Source organism: Arachidicoccus ginsenosidivorans (assembly GCF_007971385.1).
GTDB lineage: Bacteria > Bacteroidota > Bacteroidia > Chitinophagales > Chitinophagaceae > Arachidicoccus > Arachidicoccus ginsenosidivorans.
In genome coordinates this window covers 492,317-514,971 of the sequence record NZ_CP042434.1, presented here as the reverse complement: position 1 = coordinate 514,971, position 22,655 = coordinate 492,317, and the positions used below count along the sequence as shown (strand labels likewise).

Sequence of the window (22,655 nt, the reverse complement as noted above, 5' to 3'; positions counted from 1 at the left end):
AAATAGGGCCTTTTAATTGCTGACCAAATAAATCTACTAAAATTGTAGACTAATAGAATTTATTTTTAACTAAATGATTGTAATTTAATTAATTATGTCGAAATATTTTTTCAATTATTGGCATAATTTTCTTTCGTGACTGATATTTGGCGCCTCATATAAGTCGCTTTGTGTAGTTTTTTTACTTAATCAAGGGACAACAAATAAAATGCTCATGGGGATATAGCTTCAGGTTTTAAAGCGGTATGGATATAAGGTTTTTAAATGGGAATAATTGTTGAAAATATATGTCTTGAATTACAAAACTCCCTACATTTGTTCCATGACAGACAATCATACATTTAGCGATAACCAGACAAGAAAAACCTGGACAAAGCAGCAGATTCTTTCCCTCTATAATAAACCGTTTTTGGAATTAGTATATGAAGCGGCTAGTGTTCACCGGGAACATCACGATCCAAATAAAGTGCAGATCAGTTCACTTATTTCTATAAAGACGGGCGGCTGTCCGGAGGACTGTGGCTATTGCCCACAGGCGGCCAGGTATCATACGGAAGTGAAGATTCATGAGCTATTACCTGTCCATCAGGTCAAGGCGCAGGCGCTGCGTGCAAAACAACATGGGATTTCCAGGGTGTGCCTGGGAGCTGCCTGGCGTAATGTAAAGGATGGGGAAGAATTTGACCAGGTACTGGAAATGGTTCGTACAGTGACCAAACTGGATATGGAGGTTTGTTGTACCCTTGGCATGCTCACCGAAAATCAGGCAAAGCGTTTGGAGGAAGCAGGTCTTTATGCCTATAACCACAATATAGACAGTTCAGAGGATTATTATAAGGAAGTTATTTCTACCAGAGGCTTTGAAGATCGTCTGGAAACTATTGATAATGTACGCAAGACTTCCATTACAGTGTGTTCAGGTGGCATTATTGGTATGGGCGAAACAATAGAGGACAGGTGCGATATGTTGCGTATACTGGCCAATATGTATCCCCAACCGGAGAGTGTACCGATTAATGCACTGGTGGCAGTGGAAGGCACGCCGCTGGAAGATCAAAAGCCCGTTTCCATTTTTGAAATGGTGCGTATGGTGGCCACTGCCAGAATCGTTATCCCTACGACCCAGGTCAGACTGTCTGCAGGCAGAACCAGTATGTCACAAGAAGGCCAGGCCCTTTGCTTTCTGGCGGGTGCCAATTCTATTTTTGCAGGCGATAAATTGCTGACAACCCCCAATCCGGATATCCATCAGGATAAACAATTATTTGATCAGTTAGGCATCGTGCCACAAGCACCTTTTGAAAAACATCCTCAAAGACCTGTTGTTGAGGCGAAGGATGCTGAGGTACATGCACTGGGAGAGCGTCCTAAGTGGAGTAGGCCCGGGCATAAAATTGAGCGCAATGAATTGGCCAAAGCTGCAGGAACGATCAACGGTTCTGATGAGGCCCTGGTAGAAACAAAATCTGAATAAGACTGTTAGATATCATTACGTTAAATAGAATCGGATTATTCAATACTTTGAATAGTCCGATTCTATTTGGTATTCACCTATTAACGGTTAAGCGGATCACCTATCTGGTTTTGTATTGCTTTTTGGTGAGGATATTTATTGGGTTAATTCTTTTCTGATGCGACTTAAAGACTGTGGGGTTATTTTTAAGTAGGAAGCAATATATTGTTGGGGAACTTGTTGCACTAATAATGGATAGCGCTTTATAAATTCCAGGTATCTGGTTTTGGCATGCCCAAAATGCAAAAAGTCATTATTCTTGATTTTACTTAGTAATGCCACCTCGGTAACAGTTTTGATGAAAATATAGAAGTTGGGGATCTCATTACTTAACTGCTCAATAATACTTTTATGAATGGTCATGAGTTCAGAAGCGACGACTGCCTGGAAGGCTTCAGTAGCAGGCTTCCCTGTATAATAACTCTCCAGGTCAACGAAAAACTGGTTTTCTGAAATAAAATGTTTCGTTATATCATTGCCCTCAGGATCCAGCGAATAAACCCGCAGAATCCCAGTTTCTACAAAGGCAATTTCATGCGCCACTTTTTGAAATTCCAGAAAATGATCATTGGCTTTGAGTTTATTATAGGTGAAATAGGAGGAGATGTAATCAATCTCATCTTTTGAAAGAATCCCGCCAAAACTTAATATTGATTTTAATTTTTCCAATTTTACCTGACTATTTATTTTGAATAACACTTTGGGCACAACTTATAATGGCTTCATTAACCGGTCGTGGCTGCCAATTTAATTCATTGATTGCTTTATAAATATAGGTCTTTCTTTTATTCCCAGATCCAGTAAAATGGGTTTGAGATTTTTCTCATATAACGAGAATATTCTCGTAGCACAGTTGGGCAGTTCCCTGGTGGAGATTTTCCTTCCTGGATATTGTTGTTTCAGGATTTTGGCTATTTGCGCAAAACTTAGATAGCCGGCAGAAGCGATGTACCTTTTACCAGCAGATTGGGGCATTTCCATGGCCAGTATAAGTAACTCGGCCACAGAGCGGACATCTATAATATCAAATCCGATTTTTGGGGTGGCAGGTAAACTGCCGTTTAGAATACTAATCACAATGTTAGCGGATGTGCCAAAGTCTTTTTCAAGGACAGGGCCTAATATCGCTCCAGGTAATACGGTTGTCAGCTCCAATCCAGTATTATTTTGCTCAAGGTATTCCCAGGCCGCTTTTTCTGCGATGGTTTTACTCCTCATATAAGGCGCCGTATCCTGTTTATTGGTTTCATCGGTCCAGTCCGCTTCATTAAATACGTTATTACGGTCTTTTTTTGACTTACCGTATATGACGGCGGCTAAGGAAGATACCATAACCACTCGTTTTACTTTTGCCTCACTGGCGGCTTTGAGGATATTTAATGTGCCGTTTTTGGCGGGCAGGATAAGCTCATTTTCATGTTTGGGTAGTATCCGTGGAAAAGGGGAGGCAATATGCTGGATAAAGTCCATATTTTGGACTAATTTTTTCCAGACCTTACTATCATCTAGGTCAGCTACCTCAATAGTCAGGTTGTGCACGTTGGGCGTGTGTTGTCCAATGATTTCCCGGATGGAATTAATCCTGTTTTTATCTCGCAAAGTTCCGGTAACGAGATAGCCCTTGTTTAGAAGCTGAATGGCGGTATGTGAACCTAAAAATCCAGTGATGCCTGTCAGTAATACTTTTGATTGTTCATTGTTTGCTGTTTATTTTTTATTGTTATACACAAAGAACTGGAAGTTGCAGGAGTTCACAATTACCATTTGGTAAGAAATGTAAGGTGGCGTTCTGTAGATTATCTGTGGATGTTTTGAGTGCTGTGTCTACCTGTAGTTGAAGCAGGGTGGCTGAGATAACATGTTGAAGGGAGGGGGGAAACTGGGGGTTAAACGGGAACGGACTATTCAATGGAGTTGAATAGTCCGTTTTGCTTGAGCATTGATCATTTGGGCATGTCAAAGGCACTTGACCAGTGATCAAAAAGTTATTGCATGATTAAATTATTATGCAGGCTTCGCTACCATGAGTAAAATGATGGCAAAGGCTAACAGAAATATAAAAATGCCAGTATAAATTCCTTTTTTATTTAGCCTTTGGTAAAGGGGGCTGTCTTTGCCTGCACTTTCAAGGGCGGCAATCTGCTTTTTGAGTAGCGGACTGTATATGGCAATGCCAGTGCCTGCCGCCAATGCATATAATATCAAAGAGCCCCAGAGCCAAAACGCTGTAAATGGATTTAAGTGCATATACCAACATAGGCCTAAACCGGTAAACAGACTAAGTATATAGGCCGGATTGGCCATATAGTCATCCAGCATCTTGATGCCATTTAAAGCAAAAGGCAGATATTTCTGGTTTTTATGCCCGATATAGAGCCATAAGGGATAGCTTAGATTGGCACCCAAGGCCATAATTGCCATCAGGATATGTACAGATTTTAGGATTGCATAAATGGTAATCATTGTCTATTGTATATTTTAAACCAGGTTATTACTGGGCCAATTAAGCTCGATTGTTCAGCAACTTGCTGTTTGTGCTGCCACTATAAAACAAAGGTCAATAGATCCTGAAAATTAGCCAAACCACTCGCCTAAACGCTCGCCGAATCATTTACCGAAACTGGCTATCTTTTGGTAAATCGAGTTATAACATTTTAATGACAGTAGGTTTTGGGCGATCTCATTTACCTTTAAGGTCCTTTTTTAAAGGCTTTGTTTAAAATCAAAATAAAAAAATCAATAATTATGCATAGTATTCAAATTGGCGATTCAGCATTAAAGGTGATGCCCATTAATCTGGGTGGCAATGTATTTGGCTGGACGCTGAGTGAGCAGGAATCCTTTAAAATTTTGGATGGCTTTGTGGAAAGGGGCTTTAATTTTATTGATACAGCAGATGTGTATTCTGTATGGGGTGGCCCTAATAACAAAGGCGGAGAATCTGAAACGATCATTGGTAAATGGATCCGAGCCAGAGGCAACAGGGATAAAATTGTGATTGCCACAAAAGTTGGTTGGGATTTTAAAGATGGCAGGAAGGGATTAAAGGCAGATTATATCCGTAGGGCAGCTGAGGATTCCCTTAAAAGATTACAGGTGGACGCCATTGACCTGTATTATAACCATATTGATACAGGGGAAGTGCCGCTAGAAGAAACGCTGGGGGCTTTTAAACAGTTAATTGACGCTGGCAAAGTGCGTTATATAGCGGCCTCAAATGTGCCTGCAGATAGATTGAAAGCTTCATTGGAACTGGCTAAAACAGGAAGCTACCCTGCTTATCAGGCGTTGCAACCGCATTATAACCTGGTGGAACGGGCAGGATATGATAGCGACCTGCAGCAAATAGCTGCTCATTACAACCTAACGGTTTTTCCTTACTGGTCACTGGCTGGTGGTTTTCTGACGGGCAAATACCACACCATATCAGATCTGGAACAAAGTATCCGGGGATTACATGTAAAAAAATATCTGACACCTGAGGGATTAATGATTGTAGATGTTTTGCAGCAGCTGGCAGATAAATATCAAACGACGCCTGCGGCTGTAGCCATGGCCTGGCTACTATTCACCCCCATGGTTGGTGCGCCCTTGTCCAGTGCCACCAAAGAGGCGCATCTGGATATACTTGCCTCTGTGCCGGATCTGGCCGCAAGGATTGAACAAGAAGATATTGATCGGTTAACGGAACTGTCAGGTAAAATGACCTACAATAATGAGAAGTAGGTAGTATTATTACAGTGGGACCAGATTTAGATTAGCGATAGGATTACAGAAAGTAAGGATAGGTAATCTGAAGCGATTAGGTCAAAACCGAATCTATAATTTCCAATACCTACTGTTATACAATAAATAAAAACGCTGTCTGTATTGTAATACAGACAGCGTTTTTATTTATATGATGTTGCTTAACGATGGTTAAGTCATATTTATTAATGCCCTGGTTACTGACCTTGGGCCAGGCTGTATACTTTCTGGCCGTTGATTTCAAGGAGGGTTTCCACAGAAGTTATCTGAAACTCGTTCGCAAGCTTTGTATAAAGGTCAATAATCGTCTGCTGAGTAACCGCCTGACCTTCAGTCGCTTCAAAACGCAGCGTATAATTATCCACCAGTACGGTAAATTTGCTGCCTTCCGGCCAAACCTGCGTACCACGGTTACTGATATTAATCAATGGCAGGTCTGCTGTACTGTATTTTTGAGCCAATGCAGCGATTTCACCTGGCTGAGCGGTGCTATCAATAAAGAAATCTACACCAGCCAGTGTTTTAGTGACGGGCTCTTTAGCATGTAGCAGCAGGTTTTCCTGTAATTGAGGCACTTCAATTTTAATGGGTTGGTCCGCAACGGCTGTTTTTGCGCCAGTTTTAGGTGTTTTACCAAAATGCGCAATGATTTTTTCTGCAAATGCTGTGGTGTTCAGCGCAGCGGTAGCCTTATCACCAAAATCTCCTGTATGGAATCCCTGTTCTAAGGTATATAAAAGTGCATTTTCTATTTTAGCAGCTGTGGCGTTAAGCCCCAGGTGTTGCAACATGGCAATACCACTTAGCAGAAGAGCGGTGGGGTTGGCTATATTTTTACCAGCTATGTCAGGTGCAGTACCATGAACGGCCTCAAAAATACAGATATTGTCTCCGATATTAGCACTTGGTGCAAAGCCCAGACCGCCTATCAGTCCTGCACAAAGGTCACTGACGATATCACCTTGCAGATTGGTTAGTACCAGTACATCAAAAGACTCGGGTCGTGTAACCATTTTCATGCAAAGGTCATCTACGATGATGTCATCTACTGTCAGCTCAGGGTATTGCTGTGCGATCTTATGAAAGGTGTTTAAGAACATGCCGTCTGTGATCTTCATGATATTGGCTTTATGAACACAAGTCACACGACGCGCTTTTTTCTGGCGGGCCATTTCAAAAGCGTAGCGGATAACCTGTTCACTGCCAGGACGGGTAATAATACGACGGCTAATGGCCACATCCTCTGTTAACTGATGCTCGATTCCTCCATAAGTATCTTCAATATTTTCACGTACAACCGTTAAGTCAATTGGAATACCAGCTTTGCTAAATACGGTGTTTACGCCGTGCAAGGTCTGGAAGGTTCTTTTGTTTGCATAGGTGTTCCAGGTTTTTCTGGCAGTAACATTTATGCTTTTGACGCCTTTCCCTTTTGGGGTTTCCATAGGGCCTTTGAAAAGGATGCCCAATTGCTCTATGGTAGATTTAGCTTCCGGGGTCATTCCATTGCCAAATCCTTTATCAAATACCCATTTACCCATTTCAACAAACTGATAGTTTAATGGGGCACCGGCAGCCTTAAAAATGTGTAGAACCGCCTCCATAATCTCCGGACCGATTCCGTCACCTTTTGCTACAGCTATTTCAATCATGATGTATTAATTGTAATATTGTGATATATTTTAATAAGAAGCAGCAAAGTTACTTGAACTTGAAAGACTTTCATGTTAAAACGCAAACGTTTCTATTAGGATAAAAGCGGGTGTAAGTGTTAAAGGACTGCTATAATTCTATTATATCATGGACAATATACTATAATTTTGAGGCCAGAAAGCGCTAAAATCCACCAATTTAGTAGAAAATTGGCCGCTTTGTGTTTTGATCCCTAACCCGAAGATTTTAAGGCCAGGCATTATAATATGTATGACATATTTGACCCATTTCTTTGGGGTAGAAAATGTGTTTTTTGCTGTCTTCAGGTCGTTTCATTGTCTGAGTTGTTGTTATTTTTTTCAGATTAGAGAAATTAGGCCCGATTTTTTCAGATTTTTGTATCTTGAGCGAGAATTAAAAGCGTTCTATTGTTATTATATAGATCGCGCTCCAGTGAGTGAACCGTAAAGTGAGTGAACAAGTACCCGATGAACGAACAAGCAGCATCATTTATGGCCAAAGCGGCCGTGAAAGCTGGCGATATGAGCCATCGCCAGACCATCAATTTTAATATATCCAAATACAATGCGGCTGTACCCAGAGGCAAGACGCAATTTTATGATATTGAAAGCGCCCGTCAATTAGCCAAAAATGCCAAATGGCAGGCTGTGGAACATCTTGACGAGTCTTTACTTAATTTTGAAAAGCAGATTTCGTCCAGAGGCGCCAAAGTCTTGTGGGCAGAAGATACGGCCCAGGCCTTGGCTGCAATCGGAGAGATTTGCCAATTAAAAGAGTGTAAGACGGTCGTAAAGAGTAAAAGCATGGTGACAGAAGAGATCCATCTGAATGCTTTTTTACAGCAAAATGGTATCGAGAGCGTGGAGACGGACCTGGGAGAATATATCCAGCAACTTGACGGCGAACCGCCTTATCATATTGTGACGCCGGCCATGCATAAAAACAAAGAGCAGATTGCCCGGCTATTTACCGATAAACTGGGTGCGCCGGCAAATATGCCTCCTGAGCAACTCACTATTTTTGCCCGTCATCAATTGCGAGACAAGTTTACCCAAGCTGAGGTGGGCATTACGGGGGCTAATTTTATAATTGCTGACATCGGGGAATCGCTATTACTGAAAATGAAGGCAATGCAAGACTTACCACCGCTTTCCCTAAAACCCATATTGTTGTTGTGGGCATCGAAAAGGTGATTCCGACTTTGCAGGATTTGTCCTTGTTTTGGCCTATGCTCTCCACCTTTGGTACGGGGCAGAAGGTAACCTCCTATAATACATTGATCACGGGGCCAAAACAAGCAAATGAGACAGACGGCCCCGAGGAAATGTATGTGATTTTGCTGGATAATGGCCGAACCAATATGCTTAAAAAGCCCGAATCCAGACAGGCGCTATATTGTATCAGATGCGGTGCCTGCCTGAATGCCTGTCCGATTTATAAAAATATTGGTGGCCATGCCTATGAGACTACTTATAGCGGGCCAATTGGTTCAGTTATTACGCCCCATTTAAAAGGCATGAAAGAATATAACCACTTGAGTTATGCTTCTTCACTTTGTGGCAATTGTACCGAAGTCTGTCCGGTTAGAATCGATATTCACGAACTACTGTTGATCAATCGTCATGAAGCAGTTAAGGAAGGAGATAATACTATGGCCGAGAAAATGGCCTGGAAGGCCTGGAAGACAGTAAGCCTGCATCGCCGTTTAATGAATTTAGGAAATGGGCAACTAAAAAATAAAATGGTTAACCGGATTTTTACGGACTGGACTGAATACAGAGGAGCGCTGAATTTTAGTCAAAAGACTTTCAATGAATCCTGGAAACAGCAGCAGAGGATGAAGGGTAAATCGGAAGCAACCTCAACAAAATAAAAAAAAGAATTAGTATTTAACAACTTATATAGTATAAAATTGTAAAACTTATTAAATCTTATCATTAAATCCAACTAAAGAATCCAACTAAATTTCTCCATAACTCCATATTTTTAAATTAATGAAAAACAAAGCGTTTTCCTGGTCAGATGAGTGCGAACCACATAAGCTTCGGACCAAAGAAATTATCCAAAAACACCCTGGGATCAGAAACTTTATCGGACGCAACAGAGTTACCTTTATTATTATTTTGTTTTGTGTCGCCTTGCAGACCATGTTGGCTTATTGGCTGAAAGATGTGGCCTGGTACTGGATGCTGCTGGCAGCTTATTGCATTGGCGCTTTTATAGATCATACCTTATTTGTATGTGTACATGAGTGTTCACACAATCTGATCTTTAAAAACAGGGCCCTGAATACCATGGCCAGTCTGATTGCGAACTTACCCTTGGTATTTGCCAGCTCTATCTCCTTTAAAAAATACCATCTGAAACATCACGCTTTCCAGGGAATTGTAAACCTCGACGCAGATATGCCAGGAGAGTGGGAGGCTAAACTTGTCGGTAACTCTACCATCGGCAAGGGACTCTGGCTTTTGTTTTATCCCATCGTCCAGGCCACGAGGCTTGCCAGAATGAGTAAAGAAATAAAAGCCCTTGATGGCATGACGATTTTAAACTGGTTGATCCAGATTGCTTACGTAGCCACCTTGGTCTATTTTTGGGGATGGATGGCGATCTTATACCAGTTAGTCAGTTTCTTTTTCTCGGTAGGACTTCATCCGCTTGGAGCTCGCTGGGTCCAAGAGCATTTTCTGACCCATGGCAAACAGGAAACCAAAAGCTATTACGGTCCGTTGAACGTTGTTAACCTAAATGTAGGTTATCATAATGAACATCATGATTTTCCATCTGTTCCCTGGAATCAGTTGCCTAAATTACATCAGGAAGCCCCGGAATATTATGAAAATTTAGGATCTCATAAATCCTACACCAAATTACTATTGAAATTCTTATTTGATCCCAGTCTATCGGTTTATTCCAGAATGGCCAGGGATAAAAGAGGTAAAACCAAATAAGAAGGCAGTTTATTTGTTAAGCAGCCGTTGCAGATCTTTCCTATAAGATCTGCAACGGCTACTTTTTTTATGCATTATTAATAACACCCGGTAAGGTGCAGCGCTTGATTATTGCCATTCAAAGCTAAATTCCCGTGAATTGGTTTGATGGTCTAATGTCTTTGCGTTAAATTTGCACATCCATAATCAATAAATATATTGCAATGTCAGTATTAGTAAATAAGGACTCAAAAGTAATTGTACAAGGCTTTACAGGTACAGAAGGCACATTCCATGCGACACAGATGCTGGAATATGGCACGCAGGTCGTAGGCGGCGTTACCCCGGGAAAAGGTGGCCAAACCCACCTGGATCGTCCGGTTTTTAATACGGTAGCTGATGCGGTTAAAGCGACTGGAGCTGACGTAAGTATCATATTTGTACCGCCGGCTTTTGCAGCGGATGCTATTTTTGAGGCGGCTAATGCAGGCATTGAACTCATCGTTTGTATAACGGAAGGCATTCCCGTTCAGGATATGGTTAAAGTTAAAAGTTTTCTGGAAGGCAAAACTGCAAGACTGATCGGACCCAATTGTCCTGGCGTTATAACAGCGGAACAAGCGAAAGTAGGCATTATGCCCGGCTTTATTTTTAAGGCAGGTAAGGTAGGTATCGTATCCAAATCAGGTACGCTGACCTATGAGGCTGCAGATCAGGTTGTAAAAGCAGGTCTTGGTATCTCTACTGCCATTGGTATTGGTGGAGACCCAATTATCGGCACCACAACTAAAGAGGCTGTTGAACTCTTAATGAATGATGATCAAACAGATGCGATTATCATGATAGGTGAAATTGGCGGATCTATGGAAGCAGATGCTGCTAAGTGGATCAATCAGAATAATAGAAAACCAGTGGTGGGCTTTATTGCCGGTCAAACGGCACCGGCAGGTCGTAGAATGGGCCATGCAGGGGCTATTATTGGTGGTGCAGATGATACAGCTGCCGCCAAAATGAAGATCCTGGCAGAAAATGGCGTAACGGTTGTGGATAGCCCTGCAGATATCGGAAAAACGCTGGCCGCGCTATTAAATAAATCTAAATAATGATTATCAAATAGATAGATATTATAACTTTATAAACGCACCTGAAAAGGTGCGTTTATTGATTTAAGCAACTGCTAAATCGAAACGCTTTTGAAATCTTTATTTTGAGAATGTCCTTAGGAATAGCTACCTTTGCACCCTTAAATTTAATTTTTTAACAAAAACAAATTCAGGGTAATGAACAATTACGAATTGATGGTGATTTTAACCCCTGTGCTTTCTGAGGATGAATTCAAAGCTGCTCAGAAAAAATACACTGATTTTCTTACTGAAAATGGTGGTACTGTAACGCACAGCAATCCCTGGGGTCTTAAATCACTGGCGTATCCCATCCAGAAAAAAACAACTGCCCTTTACTGGGTTCTGGAGTACAGTGCGCCATCCGACTTCAATGAGAAGCTTAAAATCCAATTTTTACGTGACGACCAGGTACTGCGTCACATGATCACTAGTCTCGACAAATACGCCGTTGAGTACAATGCGAAAAAGAGAAGTGGCGTACCAACCGGTAACGAAAAAGCAGCAGAAGCATAAGTTATGGCAAAATCAAACGAAATCAAGTATCTTACTGCGATCAAGCAGGAGAAGACCAAAAAGAAATTCTGCCGTTTCAAAAAATACGGTATTCGCTACATCGATTATAAAGATGTTGAATTTCTGAAAAAATTCATCAATGAACAGGGTAAATTGCTGCCACGTCGTCTGACTGGTAACAGCCTGAAATATCAGCGCAAAGTATCTGATGCTGTTAAAAAAGCACGTCAGATGGCTTTACTGCCTTATGTTACGGATCTGTTCAAATAATATTCAATTTAGTCACCTTCCCTAACTCCTTTTAAAGGAAGACAGTTTCCAAACTGGGTTATGGAACTAAACACAAAGCAAAATGCAAGTTATTTTAATCAAGGATGTTGATAATCTGGGTGCACCGGATGAGTTGGTTACCGTTAAAAACGGTTATGCTCGTAACTATCTGATTCCTCAGAAGTTTGCAGTAGAAGCTAGCTCTTCTAACTTAAAACAGCTCAATGAGCGTTTAAAAGTTAAATCCAAGAAAGCAGCAGCAATGCTGGCTGAACTCAACAAGGTTATCGAAGTATTACAGGCTGAACCAGTATTGAAACTGGGCGCTAAAACAGGTACTTCTGGTAAAATCTTTGGTAGTGTCACAACTTTACAGATTGCCCGCGCTATCCGTGAGCAAAAAGGTTATGATATTGACCGTAAGCACATCACTATCGCTGAAGAAGTTAAAGAACTGGGAACCTACAAAGCCAATATTGACTTTGGTAATGGCAATGCCACAGAGGTTAGCTTCGAGGTAGTGGGTGAATAATCCCATCGCATATTTTTTTTTTGCCCGCTCTGAGTTTTCAGGGTGGGTTTTTTATTTAAAGGACTTTAACGAAGTTTTCGTTTAAAATTGCCGATTGCACAAATGTTTTTCCCGATTGCGTAAATGCTTTGAGCGAGGCCTGTGTAATTTTGCACCCTCAAATCAATCATTTCTATACGTTAAACAAAATTGATGAAAAAGCTCTTATTAATACTAGTGATGTCTTGTCTGGGTATATATGCAATGGCCCATGGCAGAGAAGGTGATGATGACGATGACGCGAAAAAAGGTACTATTGAGGGAGTCGTCTTGACCAGTGACGGAGCCAAGGCAGCAGGCGTTTCTGTTTCAATTGAAAATACGAATCTCCATACTTTAGCCGATGATGCAGGAGAATTCAGCTTTAAAGTACTGGCCGGTACTTATTCGGTAGTTGCTACCTATGTTGGATATACACCTGTCAGAGGGGAAGTTACTGTTGAAAAGAATAAGACGGCACATATAACCTTACATCTGAATTTGACACAAAATGAACTAAAAGATGTAATTGTATATGCGAAACGTAATTCTTATAAAATCAATCATAGCTCAGCTACACTTCGTTTAGATGAGCCGCTGCTGGAAGTTCCACAAAATATTCAGGAAATCAGCTCTGTTGCACTTGCTGATCAGGGAATTACGCAATTTGATCAGGGAGCCATCAGAAACGTAAGTGGTGCGACCAAACTGGAGCACTGGGCCGATTACACCAGAATCAATATGCGTGGATCCAGAGCTTCTGAATTCAGAAACGGTATGAATGTGACTTCCACCTGGGGGCCTTTAACGGCTGATATGGCTGTCGTCGATCGGATTGAATTTGTAAAAGGACCAGCCGGCTTTATGATGAGCAATGGTGAACCCAGCGGGATTTTTAATATCGTAACCAAAAAACCGACCGGTGTTACAAAAGGGGAAGCTTCCATTATGCTGGGAAGTTATGATTTTTACAGAGGAGCGATCGATCTGGATGGCAAACTGGATAAAAACAATAAATTGCAGTACCGCTTCAATATAATGGGACAGTCTTCTGGTTCATTCCAGAAATATGGATACAATGACCGTATTACCGTTTCTCCTGTCATTAAATATTTAGTGGACGATAAAACAGATATTACCCTTGAATATTTGTATCAATACGCCAGGATGCAGGATGGGGGAGCTGCATATGTGTATTCTCCAAAAGGCTATGCAGATTTGCCTGTTGATTTTACAACAGCATTTGCGGGTATTAAACCCAATATCTTCAATGATAATAATGTGACCTTGTATTTGCATCACCAGTTCAACCCTAACTGGAAATTGACTGTACAAGGATCTTATATGAATATGAATAAGACGGCATCTGATCTTTGGCCCAGCTCTTTGGATGCTGATGGCAATATGATCAGGGCCATTGCCTTAAGTGATGCGATTATTCGTCAAAAATTTGGCCAGGCCTTTTTAAATGGAAAAGCCCAGACGGGAGGCATACAGCACAGGTTTTTAATTGGTCTGGATATGGGGGATAAAGATAATTATTATGACTGGGGACAAAATCAAGAGCTGGACACTGAAAAAGACCCCTTCAATATCTATAATCCAGGTAATAATACACCGATTAACGGATTACCTGTTTTTGACCGTTCCATCGATTTAATGCAAAGAGCAGCAGCTGCCGGAACCTATACCAGCCAGTCTTATACGGGACTTTACTTGCAGGATGAATTAGGCTTCTTTGATAATGCCCTGCGGCTGACACTTGCCGGTCGTTATACCTATGTAACCCAAAATGATTATGGGACTTCTTATAATGCCAAAAAAGTGACACCAAGAGTGGGACTTAGTTATTCCTTTGATCCAAATACCTCTGTCTATGCATTATATGATCAGTCCTTTATGCCACAATCAGGTTTGCTTAGAGGGAATAAATCTCCTAAACCCTTGACTGGTAACAATATAGAATTTGGGGTTAAAAGGGATTGGTTTGGAGGCCGTTGGAATACAACGCTTTCTGCCTATAGAATCATTAAAAACGGAGCGTTGGTAACAGATCCGGACACCAGTGGCGGTAATCAGGACCTGAAATATTCTTTGCAGATCGGCCAGACCAGAACCCAGGGAATTGAACTGGATATTCATGGAGAAATCGTAAAAGGCCTGAATGTTATTTTGAACTATGCTTATACCGATTCCAAAGTGACCAAAGATATTGATCCTGCAAATGTGGGTCAGAAAGTGACCGGGTTTTCTAAACATGTGTCTAATGGCTGGTTAACCTATACACTTAGTGGTGGTGCCTTACAGGGCTTTGGCGTATCGGCTGGTTATACATTTTTGGGAGATCGTTCAACCTGGAGCTGGGCTTCTGCCAACCAGAAGGGCTTGCCCGATTATTTCAGGATGGACGGCGGGCTCTTCTGGAAAGGAGAGAAGATGACCGTTAATCTGAATGTAAATAATTTACTGAACAGATATCTGTATTCTGGTGCGCCTTATGCCAACTTCTATTACTATCAGGCAGAAGCTCCCAGAAATTTTAAACTAGGTATTTCCTATCGTTTTTAGGTTAGAATAAAGAAAATGTAATATATTAGAAGATTAAATAACCTGTAATGCCGATCAATAAGAAATCGAAGATCAATAACATCATCACCTGGCTACATTTGTGGCTGGGTTTGGTGTCTGGTATCATCGTGGTGATTGTCAGCATTACAGGTTGTTTGTTTGTCTTCCAGGAAGAAATTTCCAGCATTACAAGGCATGATGTATTATATGTCAATCCGCCCGCAAATCATCAGCAGGTCTTACCGCTCAGTACCTTACAGGCAAAGGCAGCGAAAGCCCTGGGTAGTGACGCACCGTTAACCTTTACAACGACTTATACCAGCCCCGAAAGAAGCTGGGAATTTATGAGTTATGTGCCCGGTGATCCTGACGCGCTGACCTATGGTGGGACGATGAAGGTGTATAAATCCGTTTTCCTGAATCCTTACACAGGTGCCATAACAGGTGAAGTCAATTATAAAAAAGACTTCTTTATGATTGTAAAAGGCATTCACTGGAGTCTTTATCTAAATGATGCCATTGGTCAACGAATTGTCGGTTGGTCTACTTTTATATTTGTGATTTTACTTATTACGGGTCTTATCATGTGGTGGCCTAAAAAGTGGAACAAAAAAAATAGAGACAATAGTTTTAAAGTTCGCTGGAAGGCGAAATTTAAAAGACTGAACTATGACCTGCACAATGTATTGGGTTTTTATACTTTTATCATCGCACTGATTTTAGGACTTACGGGCCTGGTCTGGGCCTTTCAGTGGTTTAATAAGGCCGTATACGCAACCGCTACTTTAAGCACAAAACCCATCACCTATCCCACTTTTAATTCAGATACGACGGCAGTAGTGGCGTTGACAAGTCCGGTTGATTATGCATTTCAGCAAATTAAGCAAGTCTATCCCGAGGCTAAACGTTATGCGACCAGTACAGTTGCCGGGAAATCGGCGGCGATCGGTTTCTCTGCCTATGGTCATGAAGGGACTTATTATGATGCCAATACCCTGTATTTTGATCAGGGAACAGGCAAAAGGCTAGGGGATGTGCTGTTTAAAAAACAGAATTTAGGGGCCAAGATTATCGCCATGAATTATGATATTCATGTAGGGGCGATTGGTGGCCTGGCAGGAAAGATTATTGCTTTTTTGGTGAGTCTTGTTTGCGCCTCTCTTCCCATAACCGGATTTTATATCTGGTGGGGTAAGAAAAGAAAGCAAAAGAAAAAATACAAAAAACAGCTTAAAACCTGGAATAGATACCAGGCACAAAAAAATGGCGTTTTGCAGCCATCTAACACACCAGCGTTCGGGGAAAAGCCTGAACTACTGGAGCAATAAAAATATTGCCTTAAGTAAGTAAGTAAGTAAGTAAGTAAGTAAGTAAGTAGGTAAGTAACTGATTGTTATTTTAACCATACCATTGAATCATTTTTCTATCCAGCATAATAGGTAGCCAGTCCATCAATTGGTTCTTTCATGACGGTGCCAAGTTCAAGTTCATAATTGTTACAGAGCTCCTGCAGGACATCTTTATAGGCATAGGCTATACTGCCCACAAAGTGCAAAGGAGAAGTCCAGGCTTCTGTAAATTTGTAAATATGCTGGTTAATAAAATCATTAAGGCCGTCTTCTAGGATGTTTTCAACCATATAATGCCCTCTGTTTTCCGATAAAAATCTGGAAAATCCAGCCAAGTACTTATTGGGGCGCTCTCCCCGGTAGACTGCCTGGATAATAACATCTCTGTCAGTCTCATAATTTAGTTTGTAACGGTGTAGCAGCTCGTCATCAAATGTATTATACAGATAATATTGAATGACTTTTTTGCCTAGATAGGTACCACTGCCCTCGTCGCCTAGAATAAAGCCCAGGCCATTTTGTAATTTTTGGATGTCCTTACCATTATAATAGGCGCAACCACTACCAGTGCCCAAAATAGATATAATGCCAGCCTGGGAGCCGCAGGTGGCGTGCGCTGCACCTACCAGATCCGTGGCAATTGTGCAGGCGGCATCAGGGAAAGATTGCTTTAGAATACCCGCCATCATTTTTTTGTAGTTACTATCTGCCAGCCCCGTTCCATAAAAATGGACTTCATTTATGCTGATATTGTTTATTTTAGATATTACATTATTTTGTAAAATTATTTGAATCTCCTCTTTACTGTTAAAATAAGGACTTAATCCTTCAGTGGAAAATTTTCGGGGATGGCCGTTTTCCAGGAGTAGCCAGCTACATTTTGAGCTTCCATTATCTGCAATAAGTTTGACAGCCATATAATAGGATTTTGTAAATACGTTTGTAATTCTAAGTTAATGATATTTTGAGCGTTTTACAGATTATTTGAATGTTAATTTTCTAAATAATTTTTAGAACTTATTGTCATCAAAAAATAGGAACTTCGCACGGCAATAAAATTAGAAGTGAATCCATGAAAAAAACGAACCTTAAACTCTGGTTGCCCTTCCTGTTATCTATTATGATTGTACTGGGAATGGTAATCGGCTATAAATTAAGAAAAGATACCATAGGTCCGGATAGTTTTATTGCAAACCCTCATAATACTGCGATAGGTGAAGTTGTTCGTATTATTGATAAAATGTATGTGAAAGGTACTGATAAAGATAGTCTTGAAATGAAAGCCATTAATGCGCTTTTGAGCCAGCTCGATCCCTTTTCCATATATATCAGTGCACAACAGTTAAAAGAGATCAATGATAAGGTTAGAGGTAGTTTTGTGGGTATCGGTATTGGATTTGAGGTGATTCAGGATACAGTAGCCATTACGAATGTGGTTACAGGAAGCCCTGCAGATAAGGCGGGTGTAAAAATAGGAGACCAGTTTTTACGTTTTAATGATACAATTCAGATGTCCGGACCTGGGCGTTCTGATTTAGGGGTGGTGAATATATTGGAAAAAGTAGTGGGTAAAAGCTTTAAAGTATTAATTAAACGTAATCATAAAGAATTTACGACTACCTTACATAAGGCGATGATTCCTATTTTCTCGGTGGATGCAGCTTATATGCTGGATCCAAAGACAGGATATGTGAAACTTAATCAGTTTTCTGAAACAACATATAGAGAATTTATGCTGGCCTTGGAAAAGCTGAAAAAGGCAGGCATGCAGCAATTGTTGATTGACCTGAGAGGCAATAGTGGTGGGGTTCTGACTGCAGCAACTGAAATTGCCAATGAGTTTTTAGCAGATCAGCAATTAATTGTATATACCGATGGTGATAAGGTTGGTAAAAAGGAGTATCGGTGTAAAAGGGATGGTTTGTATAAGGATTTAAAACTGGCAGTCCTGGTGGACGAAACGACTGCTTCAGCCAGCGAAGTGCTGGCCGGAGCCCTGCAGGATTGGGACCGGGCGACCATTATTGGCAGAAGGACCTTTGGTAAGGGACTGGTACAAGATCAGTTTAATTTGACCAATGGTGGTGCGATGCGGCTTACAGTGGCCAAATATTTTACACCGCTTGGCAGAAATATCCAAAAGCCCTATGATGAAAATACTGTTGAATATCAAAGAGAACTGACCAAAAGAGTTCACAGCGGACAAACAGTACTTGGAGATACATCTTCTCCTACCGGAAAGGCATATAAAACACCAAAAGGCAATACGGTTTATGGTGGCGGCGGTATAACACCTGATGACCTGGTCGCTTACGATACGACAAAATTGCCCCCTAGTGCACTGGATCTATTCCTAAAAGGGACTTTAACCCGGTTTACCTTCTTGTATTATATGCACAACAGGGCGCCACTAGATAGTTTGACCAGTTCCAATGCATTATTTGATTATTCTTTACCTAAAAATGAAATCTGGGATGAATTGAGCGAATTTGCCTTAACAGATTCCATCCATATGGATTCAATTCAACCTGTTGCCAAGGAAAATATATTGGAAAAATTCAAGGCTTTTTTAGCCAAGGATATGTTTGGTCCACAGGGTTACTTTGAGATCAATAATCATTATGATAATATTGTCACAAAAGGGCTTCAGGTAATAAATCAGGCCAAATAGTAGGCTAGTTGCAAATCAGTGAGATACCTTAAATATTTTTGCTGGTTTTTTGGAAAATGATTTGGAAGTTTCTTTTTATTTCTTATTTTTGCACTCCTTTATAGGACGGCTGCGTAGCTCAACTGAATAGAGCATCTGACTACGGATCAGAAGGTTTCAGGTTTGAATCCTGACGCGGTCACTCTTCAAAGCCTTGATTGGTAAGACTTTCAAGGCTTTTTTCTTTTTCTACTTTCCTGGTATTTCGCTTGACAGTCACAAAAACAGTCACAAAAAAGCGAAGTAGAATGAAATTATTGCCAAACAATTGCCGCATAGGCAAAATGTCTGTTGTTCCAAAAAATTGGAAGACAACAAAGGGGAAAATTGCCAAGTCGAATTTAAAATCAGAATGGTATATTGTATATAGGTTTTATGATGATAATACTGGCAAGGTCAGACAGATCAAAAAAGAAGTATGAATGATCTGGAGTCTCTCTCTGAACGAATAACGGCAACAAAATACCTTTTAGCCAATGAACTTGAACTTCTTGAATCTGGTTATAATCCTATCACTAATCAGCAGTTTATTGAAGAGACCCTGAATCCTGATATTCCTACAGAGAATACACCATTTAATATGGCATTGGATTTGGCATTGAAATCTATCGATGTTGAAAAGCATACAAAAGAGGACCTGACTTCTGTATCTGGATTTATTAAAGCGGAAATTAAAGAGCAAGCGGATTCAGGCAATAATGATTCATTGTTTTTAGAGATGGTTAACCCTGTTTGTGGGACCGTAGAAAATACATTGGATTATATTGAATCCAAAATTATTGAAGCAAATCTCCCTCATAACATTTTTAAAACAATCGAAAAGACGAAAAAGGGAAATAACCAAACAGGGCTAAATGCGGAAATAGCGGCAATGGTTCATATGTTTCAAAATAAAGGGTATTTCAAATCCGGATTTACCTTCAAAGATCTTTTCAGAAGCTTTGGTCAATATACCAACAACCAAGCGGGTAAAGATTATGATTTTGTTTTTTTATATGGAATACAACTTTAAGAAGGTTCTCAACCTTATTAAAGCTATAGAAATAGAGGATTTTTCTGCAGGTTAAATGCTTCTAATTGTCAAGCCCTTTTTAATTTTTAAGATTTTTAGGACGAATGCCCTAATCCGCCTGTTTTTAAATTGCCATTCTGTCAAATTGCATGCAATTATTCACTAGCAAGAAAAAAGATCTATCAATCCATTGAAGAAATGCAAGCAGACGTTGATCTTTGGATAAATTTCTATAACAAAGAACGTACCCACAGCGGACGATATTGTTATGGAAAAACTCCAATGCAAACTTGGGAGGAAAAGCAAAGAATTGGCTAAATCCAAAGATCTGATTAATTTTTTCGGACAATCCGTTACCTTTAATGTGTCAGCTGAAGCGATCCTTGCTGAGGAGCAAACCGCCAGGAATACGCTGACCGATGGAAATGAAAAAGCGGCTGAAAAAACGGCCGCTTCTTCTCCAAATTCATTTTATCGCCAATGCCTTAAAAAAAAACTATCTTGTCAGATTAAGTATTGGCCATTACAATATATCCGCCTCAAACGCAGCAAATTGCGAATTTGTGATATTGAATGGCTAATAGGCGGCTTCAGCCTCTTATTTATATTTATATAAGTCTTTTATCGTTTTGATAGGCAAGAACATTTTTCCCGAAGTCGGCAGGAGAATAAATCCATACTTTTTATAGAAATTCTGTGCTTCGTCATCGATTGGATCAACAACAACAGCCAGTGTTCCAATCATTTCAGAAATGCCCAGGCAGCGCTCCAATGCTTCTAGCAAAAGCCTTTCACCCCATCGCTGACCTTTTAAGCTATTATCAATCGCCAGGCGTCCCAAAAGAGCGGTTGGCATGTCTTCATATCCCCATGGCAACTTTTTGGCAAGGTCTTCAGGGATATCTTGTCGCCTGATAGAACCGGAAGAAAGCGTGAAGTAGCCTTTTACAATATGATCCGTATCCTCGACTAGCACAAAACAGGTAGAAAGATTACGCTTTACGTCCTGGCTTGCCTGTTTATTAATATATGTATCCAAAAGAATTTTGCCGCAACTGAAATCTTTTCTGTTGTGCTTCTTTTGAAGATCTTCAATCTTAAGCCCCATTAGTTTCTTTGAATTTTTTGTAGTTTTTATAAGCTTTTTTCAAGGCTGCATTGGGTGCAGGAGGATTTATCATGGCATTCACGAATATCCTTTTATCCTCAATACTCTTTAATATTTGATTGTTATCGGCAACTATCTCTTTTGCTTCACGGCTGACACAGGAAATAATAAACTCAGATACACTCTTAAATCCCATAAGGGAGGAAGCATATTGAATTAGCTCTTTCTGGTCTTTGCTAATCCTGATATCTATTCTATCGTTTATCGCCACACTCATAATATTCCATTTTTAGATTATAATACAAATGTACGGTAAATAACCGTACTTTAGGTATAAATCTTTCGAAAAAATCATTTTGCCATAATTGTAATTATCATAAATAAATATAAATCAGCTGATTAGATAAATTTTAAATTCTAGTTCAAGCAAATATAAATGTAGCAATCAGTGAAATCCCAAGCCAAAAATTAATGGGATTAGTTTGATGTTTATAACCGGTTTTTGGAAAATTACAAATTACTAAATTATAACCGAGTGATTATCAGTAGAAAAAATCGTTTTTATGCTAAGTTTAATTTTTAAAGGATACAAAAGCACCGGAAACGGTATCATTTTATGCGGATTATATCTACGCAGAATATTTTCACAGCAATTTCGCGGCTAGCTAAAACATAGATGGTTATTGCATTGTAGATCCGTAAAAAAATATATTTTTACGGCTGGTATGAGTAGTAAACACAAGATCCCCCTTGACATTTTTAGTGATCCCAGCAGCCTTAACGTCTGCCTTAAGCACCTGGTTGATTCCTGCAATAGGAATAGCACGACCTGAACATTTAAGATCTTCAAATACAAATTTTTGGGGGCTCCAGTAATCAAGGTGTGTCTTTAATTTTCCAAGGACTCCTTTGCTGGTAGGAATGCACCGATCCTTGTTTCGCTTACTTTCTCGTACATGAAGCCTGGAGCGTTCAAAGTCAATATCACCAACTTCCAAGGCAGGAACTTCGCTGATACGTAAACCGCAGTCAAGCATTAAGGCGATTATTAAGGCATATACCTTGTTGTAATGAGCGACTGCAATAAGCAGGGCCTTGGCTTCCTTCATATTCAGCACGACTGGTAATTTTTTTGCATTTGGAAGCTTTGGCAATTTGAAATGCTCATAAGGAAGGTCATAAACTTTGCAAGCGGCACGCAGTGCATGGACGGTTAAAATAAAAAAAGTCTTGGAGACGTTCTTGGATTTTTTCTTTAGGTACAAATAATCGGTCACCTGATCAGCTTGTGACTGTATGCATCTTTATAAACTGATGCAAAAGGAACAAAAACTTAAATTTTTAACGGAGTTCGGGATTTATTTGAAAACTAGGAGAGAAAAGATATTGAAAGAAAAGAATCTCTTGCAGTTTTCTTATTCGTCAAATCTTGATAACAGCAAATTGGCTAAGATAGAAAAGGGAGAGGTTGATATTCAATTCAGCACATTGATTGAACTTGCAAAAGCTTATAAGCTTTCAGACAAAACTATATTGGGATTTAAATTCCCTACTGATGAGTAATTTAAAAGGATAACTGTGTGGCTG

Annotated in this window: 22 protein-coding genes, 1 tRNA gene and 2 pseudogenes; 17 read left to right on the top strand and 8 right to left on the bottom strand. The window is 40.2% G+C overall.

Annotated features, from left to right (window positions below; all coding sequences use genetic code 11):
* The first annotated feature begins 322 nt into the window (after positions 1–322).
* Positions 323–1,474: a biotin synthase BioB gene (bioB, locus tag FSB73_RS01985; protein ID WP_146779911.1), complete on the top strand. Its 1,152-nt coding sequence runs from the start codon at positions 323–325 to the stop codon at positions 1,472–1,474.
* A 135-nt stretch (positions 1,475–1,609) separates the two neighbouring features.
* Here bioB and FSB73_RS01980 read toward each other — a convergent pair whose 3' ends face one another.
* The 3 genes from FSB73_RS01980 to FSB73_RS01970 all read right to left on the bottom strand — a co-directional run bounded on the left by FSB73_RS01980 (position 1,610) and on the right by FSB73_RS01970 (position 3,976).
* A complete protein-coding gene (locus FSB73_RS01980; RefSeq protein WP_158639372.1) occupies positions 1,610–2,182 on the bottom strand; it encodes a Crp/Fnr family transcriptional regulator in 573 nt (190 codons plus the stop codon).
* A gap of 78 nt (positions 2,183–2,260) precedes the next feature.
* A complete protein-coding gene (locus FSB73_RS01975; protein WP_262712590.1) occupies positions 2,261–3,151 on the bottom strand; it encodes an NAD-dependent epimerase/dehydratase family protein in 891 nt (296 codons plus the stop codon).
* Positions 3,152–3,517: 366 nt separating this feature from the next.
* Entirely contained in the window at positions 3,518–3,976 is a 459-nt protein-coding gene (locus FSB73_RS01970) for a DUF2269 family protein (protein WP_146779909.1), read from the bottom strand.
* A 282-nt stretch (positions 3,977–4,258) separates the two neighbouring features.
* Here FSB73_RS01970 and FSB73_RS01965 point away from each other — a divergent pair, with 282 nt between their 5' ends.
* Entirely contained in the window at positions 4,259–5,239 is a 981-nt protein-coding gene (locus FSB73_RS01965) for an aldo/keto reductase (RefSeq protein WP_146779908.1), read from the top strand.
* A gap of 218 nt (positions 5,240–5,457) precedes the next feature.
* Here FSB73_RS01965 and FSB73_RS01960 read toward each other — a convergent pair whose 3' ends face one another.
* Positions 5,458–6,912 carry an NADP-dependent isocitrate dehydrogenase gene (locus tag FSB73_RS01960; protein WP_225974378.1) on the bottom strand — a complete coding sequence of 485 codons (1,455 nt, stop codon included), beginning with the start codon at positions 6,910–6,912 and terminating at the stop codon, positions 5,458–5,460.
* 489 nt (positions 6,913–7,401) lie between these two features.
* On the opposite strand from FSB73_RS01960, the pseudogene FSB73_RS23725 reads away from it, so the two are divergent.
* The 9 genes and pseudogenes from FSB73_RS23725 to FSB73_RS01920 form a co-directional block, all read left to right on the top strand.
* A pseudogene (locus tag FSB73_RS23725) lies at positions 7,402–8,216 on the top strand (LUD domain-containing protein); the annotation flags it as partial.
* 42 nt (positions 8,217–8,258) lie between these two features.
* On the top strand, positions 8,259–8,807 hold the full coding sequence (locus tag FSB73_RS23720) for a 4Fe-4S dicluster domain-containing protein (RefSeq protein ID WP_394344833.1): 549 nt from the start codon (positions 8,259–8,261) through the stop codon (positions 8,805–8,807).
* 121 nt (positions 8,808–8,928) lie between these two features.
* Entirely contained in the window at positions 8,929–9,885 is a 957-nt protein-coding gene (locus tag FSB73_RS01950; RefSeq protein WP_146779907.1) for a fatty acid desaturase, read from the top strand.
* Between the two features lie 203 nt (positions 9,886–10,088).
* Positions 10,089–10,967 carry a succinate--CoA ligase subunit alpha gene (gene sucD / locus FSB73_RS01945; protein ID WP_146779906.1) on the top strand — a complete coding sequence of 293 codons (879 nt, stop codon included), beginning with the start codon at positions 10,089–10,091 and terminating at the stop codon, positions 10,965–10,967.
* A 177-nt stretch (positions 10,968–11,144) separates the two neighbouring features.
* Positions 11,145–11,501: a 30S ribosomal protein S6 gene (gene rpsF, locus FSB73_RS01940; RefSeq protein WP_146779905.1), complete on the top strand. Its 357-nt coding sequence runs from the start codon at positions 11,145–11,147 to the stop codon at positions 11,499–11,501.
* A gap of 3 nt (positions 11,502–11,504) precedes the next feature.
* The gene (rpsR, locus tag FSB73_RS01935) at positions 11,505–11,771 is read left to right on the top strand and encodes a 30S ribosomal protein S18 (RefSeq protein ID WP_091397181.1); all 267 of its coding nucleotides are present in this window, start codon (positions 11,505–11,507) and stop codon (positions 11,769–11,771) included.
* 82 nt (positions 11,772–11,853) lie between these two features.
* Entirely contained in the window at positions 11,854–12,303 is a 450-nt protein-coding gene (rplI, locus tag FSB73_RS01930) for a 50S ribosomal protein L9 (RefSeq protein ID WP_146779904.1), read from the top strand.
* A gap of 192 nt (positions 12,304–12,495) precedes the next feature.
* The gene (locus FSB73_RS01925; RefSeq protein ID WP_146779903.1) at positions 12,496–14,889 is read left to right on the top strand and encodes a TonB-dependent siderophore receptor; all 2,394 of its coding nucleotides are present in this window, start codon (positions 12,496–12,498) and stop codon (positions 14,887–14,889) included.
* Positions 14,890–14,936: 47 nt separating this feature from the next.
* Positions 14,937–16,217, top strand: coding sequence for a PepSY-associated TM helix domain-containing protein (locus FSB73_RS01920; RefSeq protein ID WP_146779902.1), 1,281 nt, complete (start codon positions 14,937–14,939; stop codon positions 16,215–16,217).
* Between the two features lie 95 nt (positions 16,218–16,312).
* On the opposite strand, the gene FSB73_RS01915 is transcribed toward FSB73_RS01920, so the two are convergent.
* Positions 16,313–17,155, bottom strand: coding sequence for an N-acetylglucosamine kinase (locus tag FSB73_RS01915; RefSeq protein WP_146779901.1), 843 nt, complete (start codon positions 17,153–17,155; stop codon positions 16,313–16,315).
* Between the two features lie 155 nt (positions 17,156–17,310).
* Between FSB73_RS01915 and FSB73_RS01910 the strand changes: the two genes are divergently transcribed.
* From FSB73_RS01910 to FSB73_RS01890, 5 genes and pseudogenes are all read left to right on the top strand, one after another.
* Positions 17,311–18,909 (top strand): S41 family peptidase, encoded by a 1,599-nt coding sequence (locus tag FSB73_RS01910; RefSeq protein WP_146779900.1) that lies wholly within the window; start codon positions 17,311–17,313, stop codon positions 18,907–18,909.
* A 107-nt stretch (positions 18,910–19,016) separates the two neighbouring features.
* Positions 19,017–19,090: transfer RNA gene (locus FSB73_RS01905), tRNA-Arg, on the top strand.
* A gap of 276 nt (positions 19,091–19,366) precedes the next feature.
* Positions 19,367–19,960: a hypothetical protein gene (locus tag FSB73_RS01900; protein ID WP_146779899.1), complete on the top strand. Its 594-nt coding sequence runs from the start codon at positions 19,367–19,369 to the stop codon at positions 19,958–19,960.
* Positions 19,961–20,128: 168 nt separating this feature from the next.
* Positions 20,129–20,278: pseudogene (locus tag FSB73_RS01895) on the top strand (IS3 family transposase); the annotation flags it as partial.
* A complete protein-coding gene (locus tag FSB73_RS01890) occupies positions 20,271–20,576 on the top strand; it encodes a hypothetical protein (protein ID WP_146779897.1) in 306 nt (101 codons plus the stop codon). The pseudogene FSB73_RS01895 and the gene FSB73_RS01890, both read left to right, overlap by 8 nt.
* On the opposite strand, the gene FSB73_RS01885 is transcribed toward FSB73_RS01890, so the two are convergent.
* The 3 genes from FSB73_RS01885 to FSB73_RS01875 form a co-directional block, all read right to left on the bottom strand.
* Complete coding sequence (locus tag FSB73_RS01885; RefSeq protein WP_146779896.1) at positions 20,559–21,068, bottom strand: GNAT family N-acetyltransferase; 510 nt, start codon at positions 21,066–21,068, stop codon at positions 20,559–20,561. The genes FSB73_RS01890 and FSB73_RS01885 overlap by 18 nt on opposite strands.
* Positions 21,058–21,345, bottom strand: a complete 288-nt coding sequence (locus tag FSB73_RS01880) for a type II toxin-antitoxin system TacA family antitoxin (RefSeq protein ID WP_146779895.1) — start codon at positions 21,343–21,345, stop codon at positions 21,058–21,060. The genes FSB73_RS01885 and FSB73_RS01880 overlap by 11 nt, the downstream gene beginning before the upstream one ends.
* A gap of 403 nt (positions 21,346–21,748) precedes the next feature.
* Positions 21,749–22,345: a tyrosine-type recombinase/integrase gene (locus tag FSB73_RS01875; RefSeq protein WP_146779894.1), complete on the bottom strand. Its 597-nt coding sequence runs from the start codon at positions 22,343–22,345 to the stop codon at positions 21,749–21,751.
* Between the two features lie 37 nt (positions 22,346–22,382).
* On the opposite strand from FSB73_RS01875, the gene FSB73_RS01870 reads away from it, so the two are divergent.
* Positions 22,383–22,631 (top strand): helix-turn-helix domain-containing protein, encoded by a 249-nt coding sequence (locus FSB73_RS01870; protein WP_146779893.1) that lies wholly within the window; start codon positions 22,383–22,385, stop codon positions 22,629–22,631.
* Positions 22,632–22,655: the final 24 nt, after the last annotated feature.

What these genes read in the sequence shown, in the direction of transcription:
- FSB73_RS01960 (WP_225974378.1), bottom strand. Translation starts at nt 6,912, where the DNA reads ATGATTGAAATAGCTGTAGCAAAAGGTGACGGAATCGGTCCGGAGATT.
- FSB73_RS01965 (WP_146779908.1), top strand. Translation starts at nt 4,259, where the DNA reads ATGCATAGTATTCAAATTGGCGATTCAGCATTAAAGGTGATGCCCATT.
- FSB73_RS01915 (WP_146779901.1), bottom strand. Translation starts at nt 17,155, where the DNA reads ATGGCTGTCAAACTTATTGCAGATAATGGAAGCTCAAAATGTAGCTGG.
- FSB73_RS01970 (WP_146779909.1), bottom strand. Translation starts at nt 3,976, where the DNA reads ATGATTACCATTTATGCAATCCTAAAATCTGTACATATCCTGATGGCA.
- FSB73_RS23720 (WP_394344833.1), top strand. Translation starts at nt 8,259, where the DNA reads ATGTATGTGATTTTGCTGGATAATGGCCGAACCAATATGCTTAAAAAG.
- bioB (WP_146779911.1), top strand. Translation starts at nt 323, where the DNA reads ATGACAGACAATCATACATTTAGCGATAACCAGACAAGAAAAACCTGG.
- FSB73_RS01920 (WP_146779902.1), top strand. Translation starts at nt 14,937, where the DNA reads ATGCCGATCAATAAGAAATCGAAGATCAATAACATCATCACCTGGCTA.
- rpsF (WP_146779905.1), top strand. Translation starts at nt 11,145, where the DNA reads ATGAACAATTACGAATTGATGGTGATTTTAACCCCTGTGCTTTCTGAG.
- FSB73_RS01925 (WP_146779903.1), top strand. Translation starts at nt 12,496, where the DNA reads ATGAAAAAGCTCTTATTAATACTAGTGATGTCTTGTCTGGGTATATAT.
- FSB73_RS01870 (WP_146779893.1), top strand. Translation starts at nt 22,383, where the DNA reads ATGCAAAAGGAACAAAAACTTAAATTTTTAACGGAGTTCGGGATTTAT.
- FSB73_RS01910 (WP_146779900.1), top strand. Translation starts at nt 17,311, where the DNA reads ATGAAAAAAACGAACCTTAAACTCTGGTTGCCCTTCCTGTTATCTATT.
- sucD (WP_146779906.1), top strand. Translation starts at nt 10,089, where the DNA reads ATGTCAGTATTAGTAAATAAGGACTCAAAAGTAATTGTACAAGGCTTT.
- FSB73_RS01950 (WP_146779907.1), top strand. Translation starts at nt 8,929, where the DNA reads ATGAAAAACAAAGCGTTTTCCTGGTCAGATGAGTGCGAACCACATAAG.
- FSB73_RS01880 (WP_146779895.1), bottom strand. Translation starts at nt 21,345, where the DNA reads ATGAGTGTGGCGATAAACGATAGAATAGATATCAGGATTAGCAAAGAC.
- FSB73_RS01900 (WP_146779899.1), top strand. Translation starts at nt 19,367, where the DNA reads ATGAATGATCTGGAGTCTCTCTCTGAACGAATAACGGCAACAAAATAC.
- rpsR (WP_091397181.1), top strand. Translation starts at nt 11,505, where the DNA reads ATGGCAAAATCAAACGAAATCAAGTATCTTACTGCGATCAAGCAGGAG.
- rplI (WP_146779904.1), top strand. Translation starts at nt 11,854, where the DNA reads ATGCAAGTTATTTTAATCAAGGATGTTGATAATCTGGGTGCACCGGAT.
- FSB73_RS01885 (WP_146779896.1), bottom strand. Translation starts at nt 21,068, where the DNA reads ATGGGGCTTAAGATTGAAGATCTTCAAAAGAAGCACAACAGAAAAGAT.